Source organism: Actinomadura scrupuli, from assembly GCF_050971785.1.
GTDB lineage: Bacteria > Actinomycetota > Actinomycetes > Streptosporangiales > Streptosporangiaceae > Actinomadura_E > Actinomadura_E scrupuli.
Window position 1 is genome coordinate 91,264 of sequence record NZ_JBPCCU010000012.1, and the last position, 14,522, is coordinate 105,785.

A 14,522-nucleotide genomic window follows, 5' to 3' on the forward strand; every position below is an offset into this window, starting at 1 on the left:
ACCGGGAGCGGGGCGGGCGGCACCGCGGCACGCAAGGGCGAGACCGCGGCGGGCGGCACCGTGACCGGCGGGAACGGGGCGGCAGAGAGCCGGGCAGCAGGAAGCGAGACGGCAGGGAGCGGGGCGGCGGAGAGCGAGACGGGCGGGGTGGCCGGCGCCGGGCTGGACGCGGGCACCTACGAGGTGCTGCGGGCACGGCTGGCGGAGCAGGCCGCCGAGCTGGCCCGCCGGGCCGGGACGCTGAACGCCCGGCGCCTGGAGGTCTTCGGCAGCGCCGAGCTGCGCCTGATCGGCACCGAGCGGATCCGCACCGAGCACAACTGCGTCCCCCGCGACGTGGTGTCGGTCGGCGGGTTGATGCTGTTCGGCTACAACGTCTTCATCGGGCTCAAGCCCGAGACCACCGTGGACGACGTGTTCTCCCTGCACCGGTTCAGCAGGGAGGCGGACGCCTTCCGGTTCGAGGACGCCGTCGACGGGGAGCTGCCGGGGCTGCTGCGCGACGCCCAGTTCCAGCGGGACTTCGCCGAGCTCTACCGCTACTACCAGGACACCCGGCTCCTGCAGCTACGGCGGACCGACGGCAAGTTGCTGGCCGTCTTCCAGACCGGCCTGCTGGCCGAGGACGCCAAGGTGCTGCGCTGGGCCATCGCCACCGACGGTTCGGTGACGTACCAGGACGCGCGGGGTGAGGAGGACCATGTCTTCCCGCCGTCGCACGACTTCGTGTGGACCGAGACCACCCGGGACGACCACGTCCTGGGCCGGCACCCGCACATCTCGATCGAGGACGAGCTGTTCGTCGAGACGATCGGCGGCGACCTCACCATCAAGGTGGAGAACAACACCGAGACCGGTGAGGGCATCTACGCCGAGCCCGTGGCCGAGCCGCTGCAGAGCCTCGCGGACGCCGAGGTGCAGTACGCCCGGGTCGGCTCGCTCATCCTGCTGCGGATCCTGCCGTACAAGGAGACCGAGCGCCGCCACCTGGTGTTCAACACGCGGACCAAGAGCGTCGTCCGGCTGGACGGCATCGGGCAGGCCTGCCAGCGCCTGCCGGAGGACCACGGGATCATCTTCCCCGGCGGCTACTACCTGGCCACCGGCACGGTGAAGACCTTCGACGCCGACGTGGACAGGCTCGAGTACGAGCAGGTCATCCGTTCCGTCAACGGCGAGGACGTGCTCTACGTCTTCCATGCCCGGGAGGCCGGGCGGTACCTGCTGCTGCCCTACAACCTGATCCGCAAGGAGATCACCAACCCGATCACCTGCCACGGCTACTCGCTGTTCGACGACGGCACGATGGTGGCCTTCCGCGCCGACGCCGGGGAGCCCACCCGGGTGCACCCCATGCAGGTGTGGCAGACCCCGTACGTCTCCGGTGCCCACGCCGCCGCCCAGCCGACCGGCACCGGACCGCTGGAGCGGATCGGCAACGCCGACCTGGTGCGCGGCATCTCCGACGCCCTGTCGGTGACCCGGATGGTCGACGAGATGGGCACCCTGAGCACCGCGCATCAGGGCAGGTACTGCGAGTCCCTCATCTCGAGCGCGTCGCGGGTGTTCGACCACTACCACTGGCTGGGCGAGCGAGACCTCGACGACCTCCGTACGCCGCTGTCGGCGGTGCGGTCCACCGCCGAGCAGATGCTGGACGAGTTCGAGAAGGTCCAGTCGCTCACCGCCCAGGCGGCGGCCGCCGTGGACGAGGCCGACGCCCGGATCACCTCGATGATCCGGCTGGCCCGGGCCGAGGCTCCGGCGACCGCCGACGCGTGGGTGACCCAGCTGGCCGAGCTGCGCCGCGCCCAGGGCCGCCTGGTGACGCTGCGGGAGCTGCGGTACGCCGACGAGGCCCGGATCGACGCGCTCGCCACCGAGCTGGGCACGGAGCTGGACGCCGCCGCCCAGCGCGCGATCGCCTTCCTGCGGGGCGAGGACGCCTTCGCCGGTTACCGTGCGGAGGTCGACCGGCTGGTCGCCGAGGCGGAGGCCATCGGCACCGTCGCCGACGCCACCCCGATCGTGACCAGGCTCACCGAGCAGGCGTCCGGGCTGGAGCTGGTCACCGAGATCGTCGGATCGGTGGAGATCGCGGACGCCACCGTGCGCACCGGCATCCTGGAGCGGATCGGCGAGGTGCTCGGCGGCGTCAACCGGGCCCGCGCCATCCTGGACGTCAGGCGGCGCGAACTGCTCGCGCGGGAGGGCCAGGCCCAGTTCGCGGCCGAGTTCGCCCTGCTCGGGCAGTCCGTCACCGGCGCGCTGGCGCTGGCCGACACCCCCGACCACTGCGACGAGCAGCTGGCCCGGCTCATGCTGCAACTGGAGAACCTCGAGACCCGCTTCTTCGACGCCGAGGACCCGCAGGCCGGGGCCGGCCCCGGCGGCGACCGGCTGGCCGAGCTCACGGCCAAGCGGGAGAGCATCTACGACGCGTTCTCGGCGCGCAAGCAGGCCCTGCTGGATGAGCGGGCGCGCAAGGCCGACCGGCTGGCCGCCTCCGCGACCCGGATCCTGGCGGGCCTGCAGCGCCGGGTCGCCGGCCTGCGCTCGCTCGACGAGGTCAACACCTACTTCGCCGCCGACCCGATGGTGGTCAAGCTGCGCGCCGTCGCCGACCAGCTGCGCTCGCTGGGCGACGTGGTCCGGGCCGAGGAGCTCGAAGGGAAGGTCAAGACCGCCCGCCAGGAGGCCGGCCGGACGCTGCGCGACCAGGTCGATCTCTACGACGACGGCGGCGGGACGATCCGGCTGGGCAGGCACCGTTTCGCGGTCAACACCCAGCCCGTCGACCTCACGCTGGTCCCGCACGACGGCCGGATGGCCTTCGCGCTCACCGGCACCGACTACCGCGCGCCGGTCCTCGACGAGGCGTTCGAGGCCACCCGGCCGTACTGGGACCAGCTGCTCATCTCCGAGTCCGCCGAGGTCTACCGCGCCGAGCACCTCGCCGCCTCGATCCTCGCCGAAGCCGAGACACAGGCCGAAACCCAAGCCGAGACGCAAGCAGACGCCCGCACCGGCACCGGTGAGGCCGCCCCCTCGCTGGACGCGCTGCGCGCGGCCGCGGCCGAGGACGGCGGCCTGCAGGGCATCGTCCGCCGCGCCGCCGAGGCCCGGTACGACGAGGGATACGAGCGCGGCGTACACGACCATGACGCGGCCGTGATCCTCGCCGTGCTGCTGCGCCTGCACACCGGCGCGGGGCTGCTGCGCTACCCCCCTGACGCGCGCGCCGCGGCTCAGCTGTTCTGGATGTACGGGACCGACGAGGCGGCCCGGGCCTCCTGGACCACGCGGGCCGGTTCGCTGGCCCGGGCCCGCTCCGCGTTCGGCCGTTCCAGCACGGTCGACGCCCTGTGCGCCGAGCTCGGCTCCGACGTCACCGCCTTCCTCCGCGACTCCGGCCTGCGGCCCGGTGAGCTCGCGGGTCAGGCGGGGCTCGCGGGTCAGGCGGGGCTCGCCGGGGAGTACCTGTTCGAGGAGCTGGCCGGCGACCGGCCCGGGTTCGTGACCAGTGCCGGAGCCAGGGCCCTGCTCCAGGGGTTCGACCGCGCGCTGGGCGGCCCGCAGGCCGAGTCCCGCCGGCGGTTCGACGACGACCTGCGGGCGCTCGGCGACGATCTGGCCGCCCGGCACCAGCTGGTCGAGGCCTGGCTCGGCTCCTACCTCGGCTCCTACCTCGCCGCGAGCGGCCCCGGGGACGGGAGCGTACGGCCGTCGTCCGCGGACCTGCCCGAGGCGGTGGCGATCGAGCTGTGCGGGGGCGGCCTGCCCCGGTACGAGTCGCCGGCCACCCTCACCGCCACCGCCGACGGGCTCCTCGGCGTCCATCCGCGTATCGTCCAGCGCCGCCTGGAGCTGCGGATCGACGAGTTGCTGGCCCGGACCCGGCGGTTCCGGACCGAGCGGGTGCCCGCCTTCCGGGCCTACCAGCGGCAGCGCACCGAGCTCGTCGACCGCGAGCGGCGGCGCCTCGGCCTCGAGGAGTTCCGGCCGAAGGTCATGAGCGCGTTCGTGCGGAACCGGCTCCTCGACGAGGTGTACCTGCCACTGATCGGCGACAACCTGGCCAAGCAGCTCGGTGCCGCCGGCACCGCCAAGCGCACCGACCAGATGGGCCTGCTGCTGCTCATCTCCCCGCCCGGCTACGGCAAGACCACTCTGATGGAGTACGTCGCCAGCCGCCTGGGCCTGGTGCTGGTGAAGGTCAACGGACCGGCGCTCGGCCACGGCGTCACCTCGCTGGACCCCGCGGAGGCACCGAACGCCACGGCCCGCCAGGAGATCGAGAAGATCTCGTTCGCGCTGGAGATGGGCAACAACGTCCTGCTCTACCTCGACGACATCCAGCACACCTCACCCGAGCTGCTGCAGAAGTTCATCTCGCTGTGCGACGCCCAGCGCCGGATGGAGGGCGTGTGGGAGGGCCGCACCCGGACCTACGACCTGCGCGGCAAGCGGTTCGCCGTCTGCATGGCAGGCAACCCCTACACCGAGTCGGGTCATCGCTTCCGCATCCCGGACATGCTCGCCAACCGCGCCGACGTGTGGAACCTCGGCGACGTGCTGTCCGGCAAGGAGGAGCTGTTCTCGCTGAGCTACGTCGAGAACGCGCTGACCTCCAATCCCGTCCTGGCCCCGCTGTCGACCCGGGAGCGCGGCGACATCGAGCTGCTGGTCCGGCTGGCCGGGGGCGACCAGACCGTGCGGCCCGACCAGCTCGCGCACCCCTACTCGGCCGTCGAGCTCGACCAGATCTTGGCCGTGCTGCGCAAGCTGCTGCGGGTCCAGCAGATCGTCCTCGCCACCAACCGCGCCTACATCGCCTCCGCGGCACAGGCGGAGGCGTCCCGGACCGAGCCGCCCTTCCAGCTGCAGGGCTCCTACCGCAACATGAACAAGCTGGCCGAACGGATCGTCCCGGTGATGAACGACGCCGAGCTCGAAGCCATGATCGACGATCACTATCTGGGCGAGGCGCAGACCCTCACCTCCGGCGCCGAGGCCAACCTGCTCAAGCTGGCCGAGCTGCGGGGCACGCTGACTCCCGGCCAGGCCGGGCGGTGGGCCGAGGTGAAGGCCGGTTTCGTCCGGGCGCAGGCCCTCGGCGGTGCGCAGGACGACCCGGTGAGCCGGGCGGTCGGTGCCGTCGGGCTGCTCGCCGACCGGGTCGGGTCGGTCGAGACCGCCATCACCCGTGCCGCCGGCCGGCTGGCGTCCGACAGATGACCGTCCTCCACCCCCGGAACAGCGGTCTTCCGTGCATGCGGCGCCGCCTCGGGCGATATAGCCGCTTTACGGAGCCGGTGCGGTGGCTTGGTCTTGCCCCGGGACGGATGGGGCAAGGACAGACATATGTTGGAACAGCTGAGCCGCCACTGGTGGATGCTCGCCGTACGCGGCGTGTGCGCGATCATCTTCGGTCTGCTGGCCTGGATCTGGCCCGGGATCACCCTGCTGGTGCTGGTGATCCTCTTCGGGGCGTACGCGTTCGTCGACGGCGTCCTGGCCCTCGGCGCGGCCTTCAAGAGCGAGGGCGGCCGGTCCCGCGTCTGGCTGGCGGTCGTGGGCGTGGCCGGTGTCCTGCTCGGTCTGGTGACCCTGTTCTGGCCGCACATCACCGGGCTGGTCCTGCTGTTGCTGATCGCCTGGTGGGCCATCGTGACCGGCGCGTTCGAGATCGTCGCGGCGATCCGGATGCGCAAGGAGATCGAGGGCGAGTGGCTCTACATCGTGAGCGGCGCCGTCTCGGTGATCTTCGGTGTGCTGGTCCTGGTCTGGCCCGCCACCGGGGCCCTCGCCATCGTCTGGCTGATCGGTCTGTTCTCCATCCTCTTCGGCGCGACGCTGATCGCCGCCGCGATCCGCCTCCGCAAGCTCGGCCAGGTCGCCCAGCCCGTCTAGGCACGACCCGCGGGCGGCCTCAGCAGGCGGACGGGAGCATCAGCGAGCGGGCGGCCTCAGCGGGCGGCGGCCAGTTCCCCGGCCAGCCGTGCGACGGTGACGGCGGCGGGATCGGCCGTGACGTGCCGGAAGCCCTGCCCCGCCCACAGGGCCATGGTGTCGGGGTCCTCGCGCTGAGCGGCGGCCCGCCGCAACGGCGACGTCAGGTGGTGAATGTGCGGGTAGGCCGCGGGGGCGAGCGGTGAGTACTCGGCCAGGAAACGGTTCACCAGCCCCCGGGCGGGCCGGCCGGTGAACGCCCGGGTCAGCGCGGTGGCCGTGAAACGAGGGTCGGCCAGCGCGGCCTTGTGCGCCGGGCTGGCGCCGCTCTCCGGCGAGCGCAGGAAGGCCGTGCCCAGCTGAGCGGCGGTGGCGCCGCCCGCCAGGGCCCCGGCGAGGTCGGCGCCCCGCACCAGCCCGCCGGCCGCGATCAGCGGAAGGTCACTGACCTGGCGCACCTCGGCGAGGAGCTTGAGCAGGTCGGTGCCCTCATCGACCGTCTCGGGGTCGTTGGTGAAGGTGCCCCTGTGCGCGCCCGCCTCGATGCCCTGCACGCACAGGGCGTCGGCCGCCGCCGACTGGACGGCCTCGGCCGCCGACGTGACGGTGACGATGACGAAGACGCCCTTGGCCTGGAAGGCCTCGATCACCTCTTTGGACGGGCAGCCGAAGACGAAGCTCACCACGGCCGGCGGATCCGCGAGAAGGTCGGCCAGCTTGGCGTCCCAGTCGTCGTCGTCCCCGGTCGGCGTCCCCAGGGGCACGCCCAGCCGGGCGGCCTCGGGGGCCAGCCGGTCCTGGTAGGCGCCCACCGCCGCCAGATCCACGGCCGGTGCGGCGGCGGTGGCGCCGGCCGGCACGAAGAGGTTGACCCCGAAGGGCCGGTCGGTCAGCGCCCGCGTCTGCGTGATCTCGGCGCGTACCTGCTCGGCCCGCTTGTAACCGGCGGCCAGGAAGCCGAGCCCGCCCGCCGCCGACACCGCCGCGGCCAGCACCGGCCGGGACGCGCCGCCCGCCATCGGGGCTTGAATGATCGGTACCCCGAACAGGTCGCGTAGATCGGTCATGCGACTCACGATAGCCCGCCGCACCAGCCGGAACGGCGATCGCAGGCCGTACGGCGCCCCGGATCGGTCGTCTACCGGTAGGCGGAGACGCCGGTGATCTCCTGTCCGAGCGTCAGGAGATGGACCTCCTGGGTTCCCTCATAGGTCAGCACGCTCTCCAGGTTGTTCATGTGCCGGATCACCGGGTACTCCAGGGTGATCCCGTTGGCGCCGAGGATCGTACGGGCCTGCCGCGCCACGTCCAGGGCCGCCCGTACGTTGGCGAGCTTGCCGAAGGAGACCTGCTGCGGCGTCACCTTCCCGCTCTCCTTGATCCGCCCGATGTGCAGGGCCACCAGCCCGGCCTGGCCGAGCGCGACCTCCATCCAGGCGAGCTTCTCCTGGGTGAGCTGGAAGGCGCCGAGCGGCTTGCCGAACTGCTCACGCGTCTTCGCGTACGACACCGCCGCCTCGTAGCAGGACCGGCCGGCCCCGATCGCGCCCCAGACGATCCCGTACCGCGCCTCGGCCAGGCAGCCGAGCGGCCCGCGCAGCCCCTCCGCCTCCGGCAGCAGCGCGGAGCCGGGCACCCGCACGTCCTCCAGGATCAGCTCCGAGGTCACCGAGGCGCGCAGCGACAGCTTCTTGTGGATCTCCGGCGCGGAGAAGCCGGGGGTGTCGGTGGGCACCACGAAGCCCCGGATGCGATCGTCGGTGCGGGCCCACACGATCGCCACGTCGGCGACCGAGCCGTTGGTGATCCACATCTTGGCGCCGTTGAGCACCCAGTCGCCGCCGTCGCGCTTGGCGTGGGTGCGCATCGAGCCGGGGTCGGAGCCGTGGTCGGGCTCGGTCAGCCCGAAGCAGCCGAGGGCCTCGCCCGTGGCCATCCGGGGCAGCCACTCCTGCTTCTGCTCCTCCGAGCCGTACTTGTAGAGCGCCGTCATCGCGAGCGAGCCCTGTACGGAGACGAAACTGCGCAGCCCGGAGTCGGCGGCCTCCAGCTCGCGGCAGGCGACCCCGTACGCCACCGGGCCCATCCCGGCGCAGCCGTACCCCTCCAGGTGCATGCCGAGCAGGCCCAGCCGGCCCAGCTCCAGGCCGATCTCGCGGGCCGGGAAGGCGCCGGTCTCGAACCAGTCCGCGACGTGCGGATCCACCTTGTCGGTCACGAAGGCGCGCACCGTGTCGCGGATCATCCGCTCCTCGTCGGTGAGCCGGTCGTCGATACGCAGCACGTCCATGCGGGTTCCCTTCGCGCCGGGGCGGTTCGGTGACAGGGTACGACTTCGTACCGTGCCGCGATTCAGGCGCCTGCCCCCGGCCGCTTCCACGCCGTACGGCCCGGCTCGGAGCCGCTCAGGGTGGTCGCGGCCGGGTCTCAGGGGCGGTTCTCAGGGGCGGCTCAGGGGGAATCCCGATGGTGGAGCGGACCCGGCCAGGGCAGGATCAAAGGCATGAACACCACATCTGGCCCCAGCAAGCAACTCGTCCGCACCCACGAAGGCCGCATGGTCGCCGGGGTCTGCTCCGGCACCGGGGAGTACCTCGGCATCGATCCCAACATCGTGCGCCTGGCGCTGGCCGTCTTCACCCTCCTCGGCGGTTCCGGCATCCTGGTCTACGCCCTGGGCTGGCTGCTCGTCCCGGAAGAGGGCAAGGACACCTCGATCGTCCAGGAGCTGATCAACAAGCAGCAGCAGAAGACCCCGCAGAAGACCCCCTGACCTCTGCCTCCGTCTCCTGTTTCGAAGTCGGTTCGTACATCGAGACGATGAGACCGCCGCGCACCTGGGTCCAGGTCATGGAGAGCATGGCCGCCACCGACAGCCCGGTCACCCCCGCCAGTGCGACGACCGGCTCCGGGCCCAGAACCTGCGCGGCCGCTCCCCCCACGAGGATGCCCAGTCCCTGACCGGCCAGGATGCCGGACTGGGCGAGACCGAACGCCTGCCCCCGGCCGGACGGGGGCACGGCCGCCACGAAGGCCGCATTGGCCGCGAGCTGGTAGGCACTGCCGGCTCCCGAGATCGCCCACAGCGCCACCACCCCCCACAGCGGGGGGTGCAGCGCCGCCCCGATCAGCGGGGCACAGGCCAGCATCGACATCCAGCCCATCGCCCGGATGCGGTTCGAGGGCCGGACGAACCGGCTGAACAGAAAAGCCCCGATCACCATCCCGGTGGGCATCGCCGACATCAGTAACCCGACCGTCACCGGGTCGTTGTCGAAGGTGGCGGCGTACGGCGCGGCGATCCCCTCGGGCAGCACGTAGAACGTGCACAGCCAGGCGAAGCACACCAGTGACCGCAGCAGCGGATCCCCGAAGACCAGCCGGGCTCCGTCACGGGTGTTGCGCCACAGCGACATCATCTCCCCGCCGGACTCCGCGGGCGCCGGCCGCCGACGCAGCCCGAGCATGAGGATCACCGCCGACAGCGCGAAGGTGACCGCGTCGATGCCCAGCGCCTCGTAGGTGCCGACGGCGCCCACCAGCGCTCCCCCCACCAGGAAGCCCAGCATCTGGGTGGCCTGGTGGGTGATGTTGTTGATGGCCGAACCGGCAACGTACTTGTCACCGTGGAGTATGTCCGGCATCAGCGCCGCACGGGCGGCGGTGAACGGCGCGCCCAGCAGCACCGTGAGGAACACCAGCCCGCACAGCGCCCAGAACGGCATGGCCTTCAGCGCCATGAGCGCGACCAGCACCGCACGCAGCAGGTCGCACACGATCATGACCCGGCGGCGCGGCAGCAGGTCGGCCAGCCCCGACAGCACCGGTCCGCCGAGGATGGGCGGCAGGTAGGTCAGCGCATACGTGATCGCGGTCAGCAGCGCCGAGCCCGTACGGTGGTAGACCAGGACCGCGAGAGCCACCTGGGCCAGCTGGTCACCGATGTAGGAGAGCGCCTGCGCCAGCCAGAGGGAACGGAACTCACGGACGGCGAAGACCTCGCGATAGGTCGCCTGTTCCTCGGGGGGCCGCCGATGCCTTCCACTGATCACGCATGCTCCACTCGGCACGTCCGCCCGGCATCGGGCGGTCTCCCCTCAATGAAATCACGCTCAGTGGCAGTAACGTGACCTTCTGGAGTTACCAACCCAGCTCATGTAGCCGATCGTCGTCGATCCCGAAGTGGTGCCCGACCTCATGCACGACGGTGACGCGCACCTCCGCCACGACGTCGTCCAACGTCTCGCAGACCTTCAGGATCTCGTTGCGGTAGATGGTGATCTGATCGGGCAGTACCCCCGCGTACCAGTCGCCGCGCTCGGTGAGCGGCACCCCGCGGTAGAGCCCGAGCAAGCCGGGTTCGGGAGACTCGTCCTCGACCACCACGACCACGTTGTTCATATGGGAGGCGAGCTCGGGCGGAATCGTGTCGAGGGCCTCGGCGACAAGGTCCTCGAACTCCTGCCGATCCACGTCGATCACGGTAGACATTCTTACTTACCGCCAATCAAGAAGGAGAGGCCCTGTGGCGTTCGGACGGACCCGAGAGTGGATCCGCGGTCGTATCCGGCTACCGGCCTGGCTCCGGGCGGTCTGCCGGGTACCGCGCCGGGTGTGGACGAGGCTGTCCGGTGTGCGGTCGCTGCGCATGCTGACCGTGATGGTGGTCGGCCTGCTGGGCGGCTGGGTGGGCATGCTGCTCGGCGGCCATGTGCAGACCCCGGTGGGACCGGCCGACGTGGCGATGTCCGTACGGCCGTCCTGGAACGGCGGCACGGTCATCGAGATCCCGCCGCTGGGCACGCTGCGGCTCAACAGCCACTGGGGACCGCTGCGGCTCCAGGCCCAGGTCGCCCAGCTGCGCCCCGAGCCGTCCCGCCGGCTGATCGAGAACCCGGGTGAACTCGACCGGCTCACCGACACGGTCGCCGGGCAGGTCCGGCACGGCCTGATCCTGCTCACCCTCCGGGCCGCGCTCTTCGGGGTGGTCTGCGCCCTGTTCGCCGGAATGGTCATGTTCCGCTCCTGGCGGGCCGCCCTGCTCTCCGGCGGATCGGCGCTGCTCGGCATGGTGATCGTCGGCGGGCTGGCCGGGGCCACCTTCAACCCCCAGTCCGTCGTGGAGCCGCGCTACACGGGCCTCCTGGCCAACGCCCCGCAGGTCGTCGGCGACGCCAAGACGATCGTCCGGAAGTTCTCCGAGTACCGGGTGCAGCTCGCCCAGCTGGTTGGCAACGTCTCCCGGCTGTACGCCGCCACCTCCACGCTCCCGACGTACGAGCCCGATCCGACGACCCTCCGGGTCCTGCACGTCTCCGACATCCACCTCAACCCGGTGGCGTGGAGCATCATCCGCTCGATCGCCGCACAGTTCCAGATCCAGGTCGTCATCGACACCGGCGACCTCAGCGACCACGGCTCCAAACCGGAAGAGCGGTTCGCCGACGACATCGCCTCGCTCAAGGTCCCGTACGTCTTCATCCGCGGCAACCACGACTCCCGCTCGATCCAGGCCGCCGTGGGGCAGCAGAAGAACGCGGTCGTCCTGGACGGCACGATGAAGGAGGTCGGCGGGCTCCGCATCTGGGGCGTCGGCGACCCGCGATTCACCCCCGACAAGACCACCCGAGACGACGGCGTGGCGGCCTCCACCATGGCGCAGACCGGCTCCCGGCTGGCCGCGGGCCTGCACGCCGCCCGCGTCACCCCGGACGTCGTCCTCACCCACGACCCGTCCGAGGGGCAGGCGTTCGACGGGATCGCCCCGCTGGTGCTCTCCGGCCACACCCACCAGCGCTCCACCCGGCTGCTGCCCTCCGGCACCCGGCTCTTCGTGCAGGGCTCCACCGGCGGTGCGGGCCTGCGCGGCCTCGAAGGCGAGCAGCCGACCCCCATCGAGCTGTCGATCCTCTACTTCAACCGGTCCACCCACCGCCTGCAAGGCTGGGACGACTTCCGCCTGGGCGGCCTGGGCCTCACCTCGGCCCAGATCGAGCGGACCCTGGAGAAGCAACCCGACCGGACCTTGGGGCCTCCCCCGACCCCCACCCCGTCCTCGCCCTCTCCCGGCTCCGGCTCGCCGGGCTCCGGCTCCCCTGGCCTTGTCTCTCCCGGCTCCGGCTCGCCGGGTGCGTCCGGCTCGCCTGCGCCTGGCTCTCCTGCGCCTGCTGCTCCTGTGCCGGGGGCGCCGGCGGGTGCGTCGCTCCCGCCGGTCAGCTCGTCCCTCTCGTCAGCGCTGTCTCGCCGATAGACGGCAAATCGCTTTCGTACCCGCGCCGGTTGTCCCCTATGCTTGTCAGGCGCCCTCAGGGAGGCTTTCCGAGGGTCAGTGCCAAGGTCCCCATCGTCTAGCGGCCTAGGACACCGCCCTTTCAAGGCGGTAGCACGGGTTCGAATCCCGTTGGGGGCACGGCTTACGAAGGCCCAGGTCAGAGAATGTTCTCTGCCTGGGCCTCTGCTTTGTTCAAATGCAGATCAAGGCGACGGCGCTGCGCGCCGAGGCAGCCGCCCGCTCCGGCGCGCCCTACGGGCGTGCGGCGTGGGTGCCGGTCCCTTCGGGCGTGCCGATCGGACGGCTCAACAAGGCGTAGCGCGGGCCCGTCCAATGGTCCCGTTACAATCGCGGCTCGGCAGCGCGACAAACCGGGAGAGTGTCCGTGCAGGAAACGAGCGCAGTGGAGTTGGCTTACCTGCCGACGACCGCGGACGCGGTGGGGGCGATCCGCGCGCGGATGCGAGCCACCCCGTCTGGACGGCTACAGAACGGGATTCTCCTGGCCGGCGCGATCATTGTGCTGGGCGTTCTTGTCACGAACCTTACGGGGTCGAGGGAGCCCGGCTCGACCGTGCGCTGCCTCGCGGGGTTGGCCCTGCTCATCGGTATGTATGTGCTGCTTCCTACGCTCCGAGGGCGGCGCGTATACAGGATGGTCGCCACACAGGGGGAATTCCAGGCCATCGTGGACACCAGCGGGGTGCGGGTGACCTCACGGGATACCGAGACGAGGTACCAGTGGCCGATGCTCACCCGGTATGCAGAGACGGATGAGCTGTTCGTACTGATGACGCCCGACAAGCACGGCATCGGCTTCGTCGTCCTTCCCAAGCGCGGCGCCGCAACACCGGCGGACCTCGACCGATTGCAAGCCGTCCTCGACCGGAACTCCACCCGAGCGTGACCCAGAGCAATCAGGCCTAGATCGAACACCCTCCGACGGGGGGTCACCCGATCCCATGCATCCTTGAAACACCGCCCGGCACCCCGGTTTTCGACAGCCGCTCAGGAAAGCCCTGGCAAGCCAGGTGGCAGGTCGTTCTTCTACTCGGCCCATCCGATGACCTGGTCGACCTGGACACCATGCAGGACAGCACCCCCGAGATCGGCACCGGTGACGTCGGTCAGGCCATACGGGTGGACGCCGGTGTTGACGAATCCGAGACGTCCCCCAGTGAGGTCAGCGTCGCGCAGATCAGCCTCACGAAGATCGCAGCCGGCGAGGCTCACACCTCGCAACGACGCCCCCTGCAGGTCGGCTCCTCGGAAATCGCACATTTTGAACGAGCATCCATCGAGAGTCGCGTGGCGCAGGTCGGCTCCAACGAAGGAGCAGCGGTCGAACCGCAACTGCCGCGTCCGGACCGACGCCAGATCCTGCCCATCGAACACCTGCCGCTTGACGGCCGCGCCGTAAGGAAGCAAGCCCAGTATCTGCTTCGGCGTCGCCTCGTGGGACATGACCGCCATCGTGCCAGGCTCCTCATCCCGAGAATCGTCTCGACTGGAGGCGCCCTCGCATGCCGATGAGTGGGTCACTCAGCCCTGGCGAGTCGGTCGAATGGTCAGGTCCCCGATTTCGACGTCGTCGGGTTGGTCGATCACGAATGCGATCGCCCGAGCCACCGCCGTGGGGTCGATGCCGAGTTCGGCCATGTTCTGCCTGGCCTGCTCGCGCACGGTCGGATCGTCGACGGCGTTGTCGATGAGCTCGGTGCGGACGTAGCCCGGGGAGATCGACGTCGTCCGCAGGACCCCGTCGGTGCTCTCCTGTCGCAGGCCCTCCAGGAGGGTGCGTACCGCGTTCTTCGTCCCGGCGTACACCGCCTGGGTGGGGACGATCTTCAGGCCGGAGGTCGAGACGACGGTGACGAGGTGACCACTGCCCTGACGGCGGAACACCGGTAGGGCCGCGGCGATCCCGTGCAGGATCCCCTTGACGTTCACGTCGACCATCGCCGACCACCCCTCGACGTCCAGGTCGGCGATGGAGCTGATCCTGCTGATCCCGGCGTTGCCCACCAGGACGTCCAGCCGGCCGAAGCGCTCGACCGCGATGGTGACGAGTGAGTGGAGGTCGTCGGGATGGGTGACGTCCACGCGCGTGGCGGCCGCCGTGCCGCCGGCGGCTTCGATCTCGGCGACGAGCCGGTCCAGCCGCTCGGTGCGACGGGCTCCGAGGACGACGGTCGCACCGAGTGAGGCCAGGTGGCGAGCTGTTGCTTCACCGATTCCGCTGCTGGCGCCGGTGATGGCGACGACCTTGCCGTGAATGGTCATGCAGAACCTCCAGCTA

12 protein-coding genes and 1 tRNA gene are annotated in these 14,522 nt (G+C 70.9%); 7 read left to right on the forward strand and 6 right to left on the reverse strand.

All coding sequences use genetic code 11. From position 1 onward, the window contains the following. Nucleotides 1-147: 147 nt before the first annotated feature. Nucleotides 148-5,238 (forward strand): DNA repair ATPase, encoded by a 5,091-nt coding sequence (locus ACRYCC_RS38205; protein ID WP_433819149.1) that lies wholly within the window; start codon nt 148-150, stop codon nt 5,236-5,238. 126 nt (nt 5,239-5,364) lie between these two features. After that, the gene (locus ACRYCC_RS38210) at nt 5,365-5,913 is read left to right on the forward strand and encodes an HdeD family acid-resistance protein (protein WP_433818956.1); all 549 of its coding nucleotides are present in this window, start codon (nt 5,365-5,367) and stop codon (nt 5,911-5,913) included. A gap of 56 nt (nt 5,914-5,969) precedes the next feature. On the opposite strand, the gene ACRYCC_RS38215 is transcribed toward ACRYCC_RS38210, so the two are convergent. Together ACRYCC_RS38215 and ACRYCC_RS38220 are read right to left on the reverse strand one after the other, a co-directional pair. After that, nucleotides 5,970-7,019 carry an NAD(P)H-dependent flavin oxidoreductase gene (locus ACRYCC_RS38215; protein ID WP_433818957.1) on the reverse strand — a complete coding sequence of 350 codons (1,050 nt, stop codon included), beginning with the start codon at nt 7,017-7,019 and terminating at the stop codon, nt 5,970-5,972. Between the two features lie 71 nt (nt 7,020-7,090). Then, nucleotides 7,091-8,242 carry an acyl-CoA dehydrogenase family protein gene (locus tag ACRYCC_RS38220; RefSeq protein ID WP_433818958.1) on the reverse strand — a complete coding sequence of 384 codons (1,152 nt, stop codon included), beginning with the start codon at nt 8,240-8,242 and terminating at the stop codon, nt 7,091-7,093. Nucleotides 8,243-8,455: 213 nt separating this feature from the next. Between ACRYCC_RS38220 and ACRYCC_RS38225 the strand changes: the two genes are divergently transcribed. Further along, complete coding sequence (locus ACRYCC_RS38225) at nt 8,456-8,725, forward strand: PspC domain-containing protein (protein ID WP_433818959.1); 270 nt, start codon at nt 8,456-8,458, stop codon at nt 8,723-8,725. On the opposite strand, the gene ACRYCC_RS38230 is transcribed toward ACRYCC_RS38225, so the two are convergent. Together ACRYCC_RS38230 and ACRYCC_RS38235 are read right to left on the reverse strand one after the other, a co-directional pair. Beyond that, entirely contained in the window at nt 8,685-10,004 is a 1,320-nt protein-coding gene (locus ACRYCC_RS38230) for an MFS transporter (protein WP_433818960.1), read from the reverse strand. The two genes, ACRYCC_RS38225 and ACRYCC_RS38230, sit on opposite strands and share 41 nt — an antisense overlap. 88 nt (nt 10,005-10,092) lie before the next feature. Then, a complete protein-coding gene (locus tag ACRYCC_RS38235) occupies nt 10,093-10,443 on the reverse strand; it encodes a metallopeptidase family protein (RefSeq protein ID WP_433818961.1) in 351 nt (116 codons plus the stop codon). 34 nt (nt 10,444-10,477) lie between these two features. Here ACRYCC_RS38235 and ACRYCC_RS38240 point away from each other — a divergent pair, with 34 nt between their 5' ends. The 4 genes from ACRYCC_RS38240 (at nt 10,478) to ACRYCC_RS38255 (ending at nt 13,130) form a co-directional block, all read left to right on the forward strand. Continuing rightward, entirely contained in the window at nt 10,478-12,202 is a 1,725-nt protein-coding gene (locus ACRYCC_RS38240; protein ID WP_433818962.1) for a metallophosphoesterase family protein, read from the forward strand. 86 nt (nt 12,203-12,288) lie between these two features. Next, nucleotides 12,289-12,361 (forward strand) — tRNA-Glu (locus ACRYCC_RS38245). Between the two features lie 58 nt (nt 12,362-12,419). Continuing rightward, nucleotides 12,420-12,542 (forward strand): hypothetical protein, encoded by a 123-nt coding sequence (locus ACRYCC_RS38250; protein ID WP_433818963.1) that lies wholly within the window; start codon nt 12,420-12,422, stop codon nt 12,540-12,542. 66 nt (nt 12,543-12,608) lie between these two features. Next, a complete protein-coding gene (locus tag ACRYCC_RS38255; protein WP_433818964.1) occupies nt 12,609-13,130 on the forward strand; it encodes a YcxB family protein in 522 nt (173 codons plus the stop codon). A 140-nt stretch (nt 13,131-13,270) separates the two neighbouring features. On the opposite strand, the gene ACRYCC_RS38260 is transcribed toward ACRYCC_RS38255, so the two are convergent. Next, nucleotides 13,271-13,696, reverse strand: coding sequence for a pentapeptide repeat-containing protein (locus tag ACRYCC_RS38260; protein WP_433818965.1), 426 nt, complete (start codon nt 13,694-13,696; stop codon nt 13,271-13,273). Nucleotides 13,697-13,765: 69 nt separating this feature from the next. Then, a complete protein-coding gene (locus ACRYCC_RS38265; RefSeq protein WP_433818966.1) occupies nt 13,766-14,506 on the reverse strand; it encodes an SDR family oxidoreductase in 741 nt (246 codons plus the stop codon). Nucleotides 14,507-14,522 lie beyond the last annotated feature (16 nt).

Bases quoted from the DNA above. Each gene is read 5' to 3' on its own strand.
- ACRYCC_RS38265 (WP_433818966.1), bottom strand. From the start codon at position 14,506: ATGACCATTCACGGCAAGGTCGTCGCCATCACCGGCGCCAGCAGCGGA.
- ACRYCC_RS38260 (WP_433818965.1), bottom strand. From the start codon at position 13,696: ATGGCGGTCATGTCCCACGAGGCGACGCCGAAGCAGATACTGGGCTTG.
- ACRYCC_RS38250 (WP_433818963.1), top strand. From the start codon at position 12,420: ATGCAGATCAAGGCGACGGCGCTGCGCGCCGAGGCAGCCGCCCGCTCC.
- ACRYCC_RS38220 (WP_433818958.1), bottom strand. From the start codon at position 8,242: ATGGACGTGCTGCGTATCGACGACCGGCTCACCGACGAGGAGCGGATG.
- ACRYCC_RS38210 (WP_433818956.1), top strand. From the start codon at position 5,365: ATGTTGGAACAGCTGAGCCGCCACTGGTGGATGCTCGCCGTACGCGGC.
- ACRYCC_RS38225 (WP_433818959.1), top strand. From the start codon at position 8,456: ATGAACACCACATCTGGCCCCAGCAAGCAACTCGTCCGCACCCACGAA.
- ACRYCC_RS38235 (WP_433818961.1), bottom strand. From the start codon at position 10,443: ATGTCTACCGTGATCGACGTGGATCGGCAGGAGTTCGAGGACCTTGTC.
- ACRYCC_RS38215 (WP_433818957.1), bottom strand. From the start codon at position 7,019: ATGACCGATCTACGCGACCTGTTCGGGGTACCGATCATTCAAGCCCCG.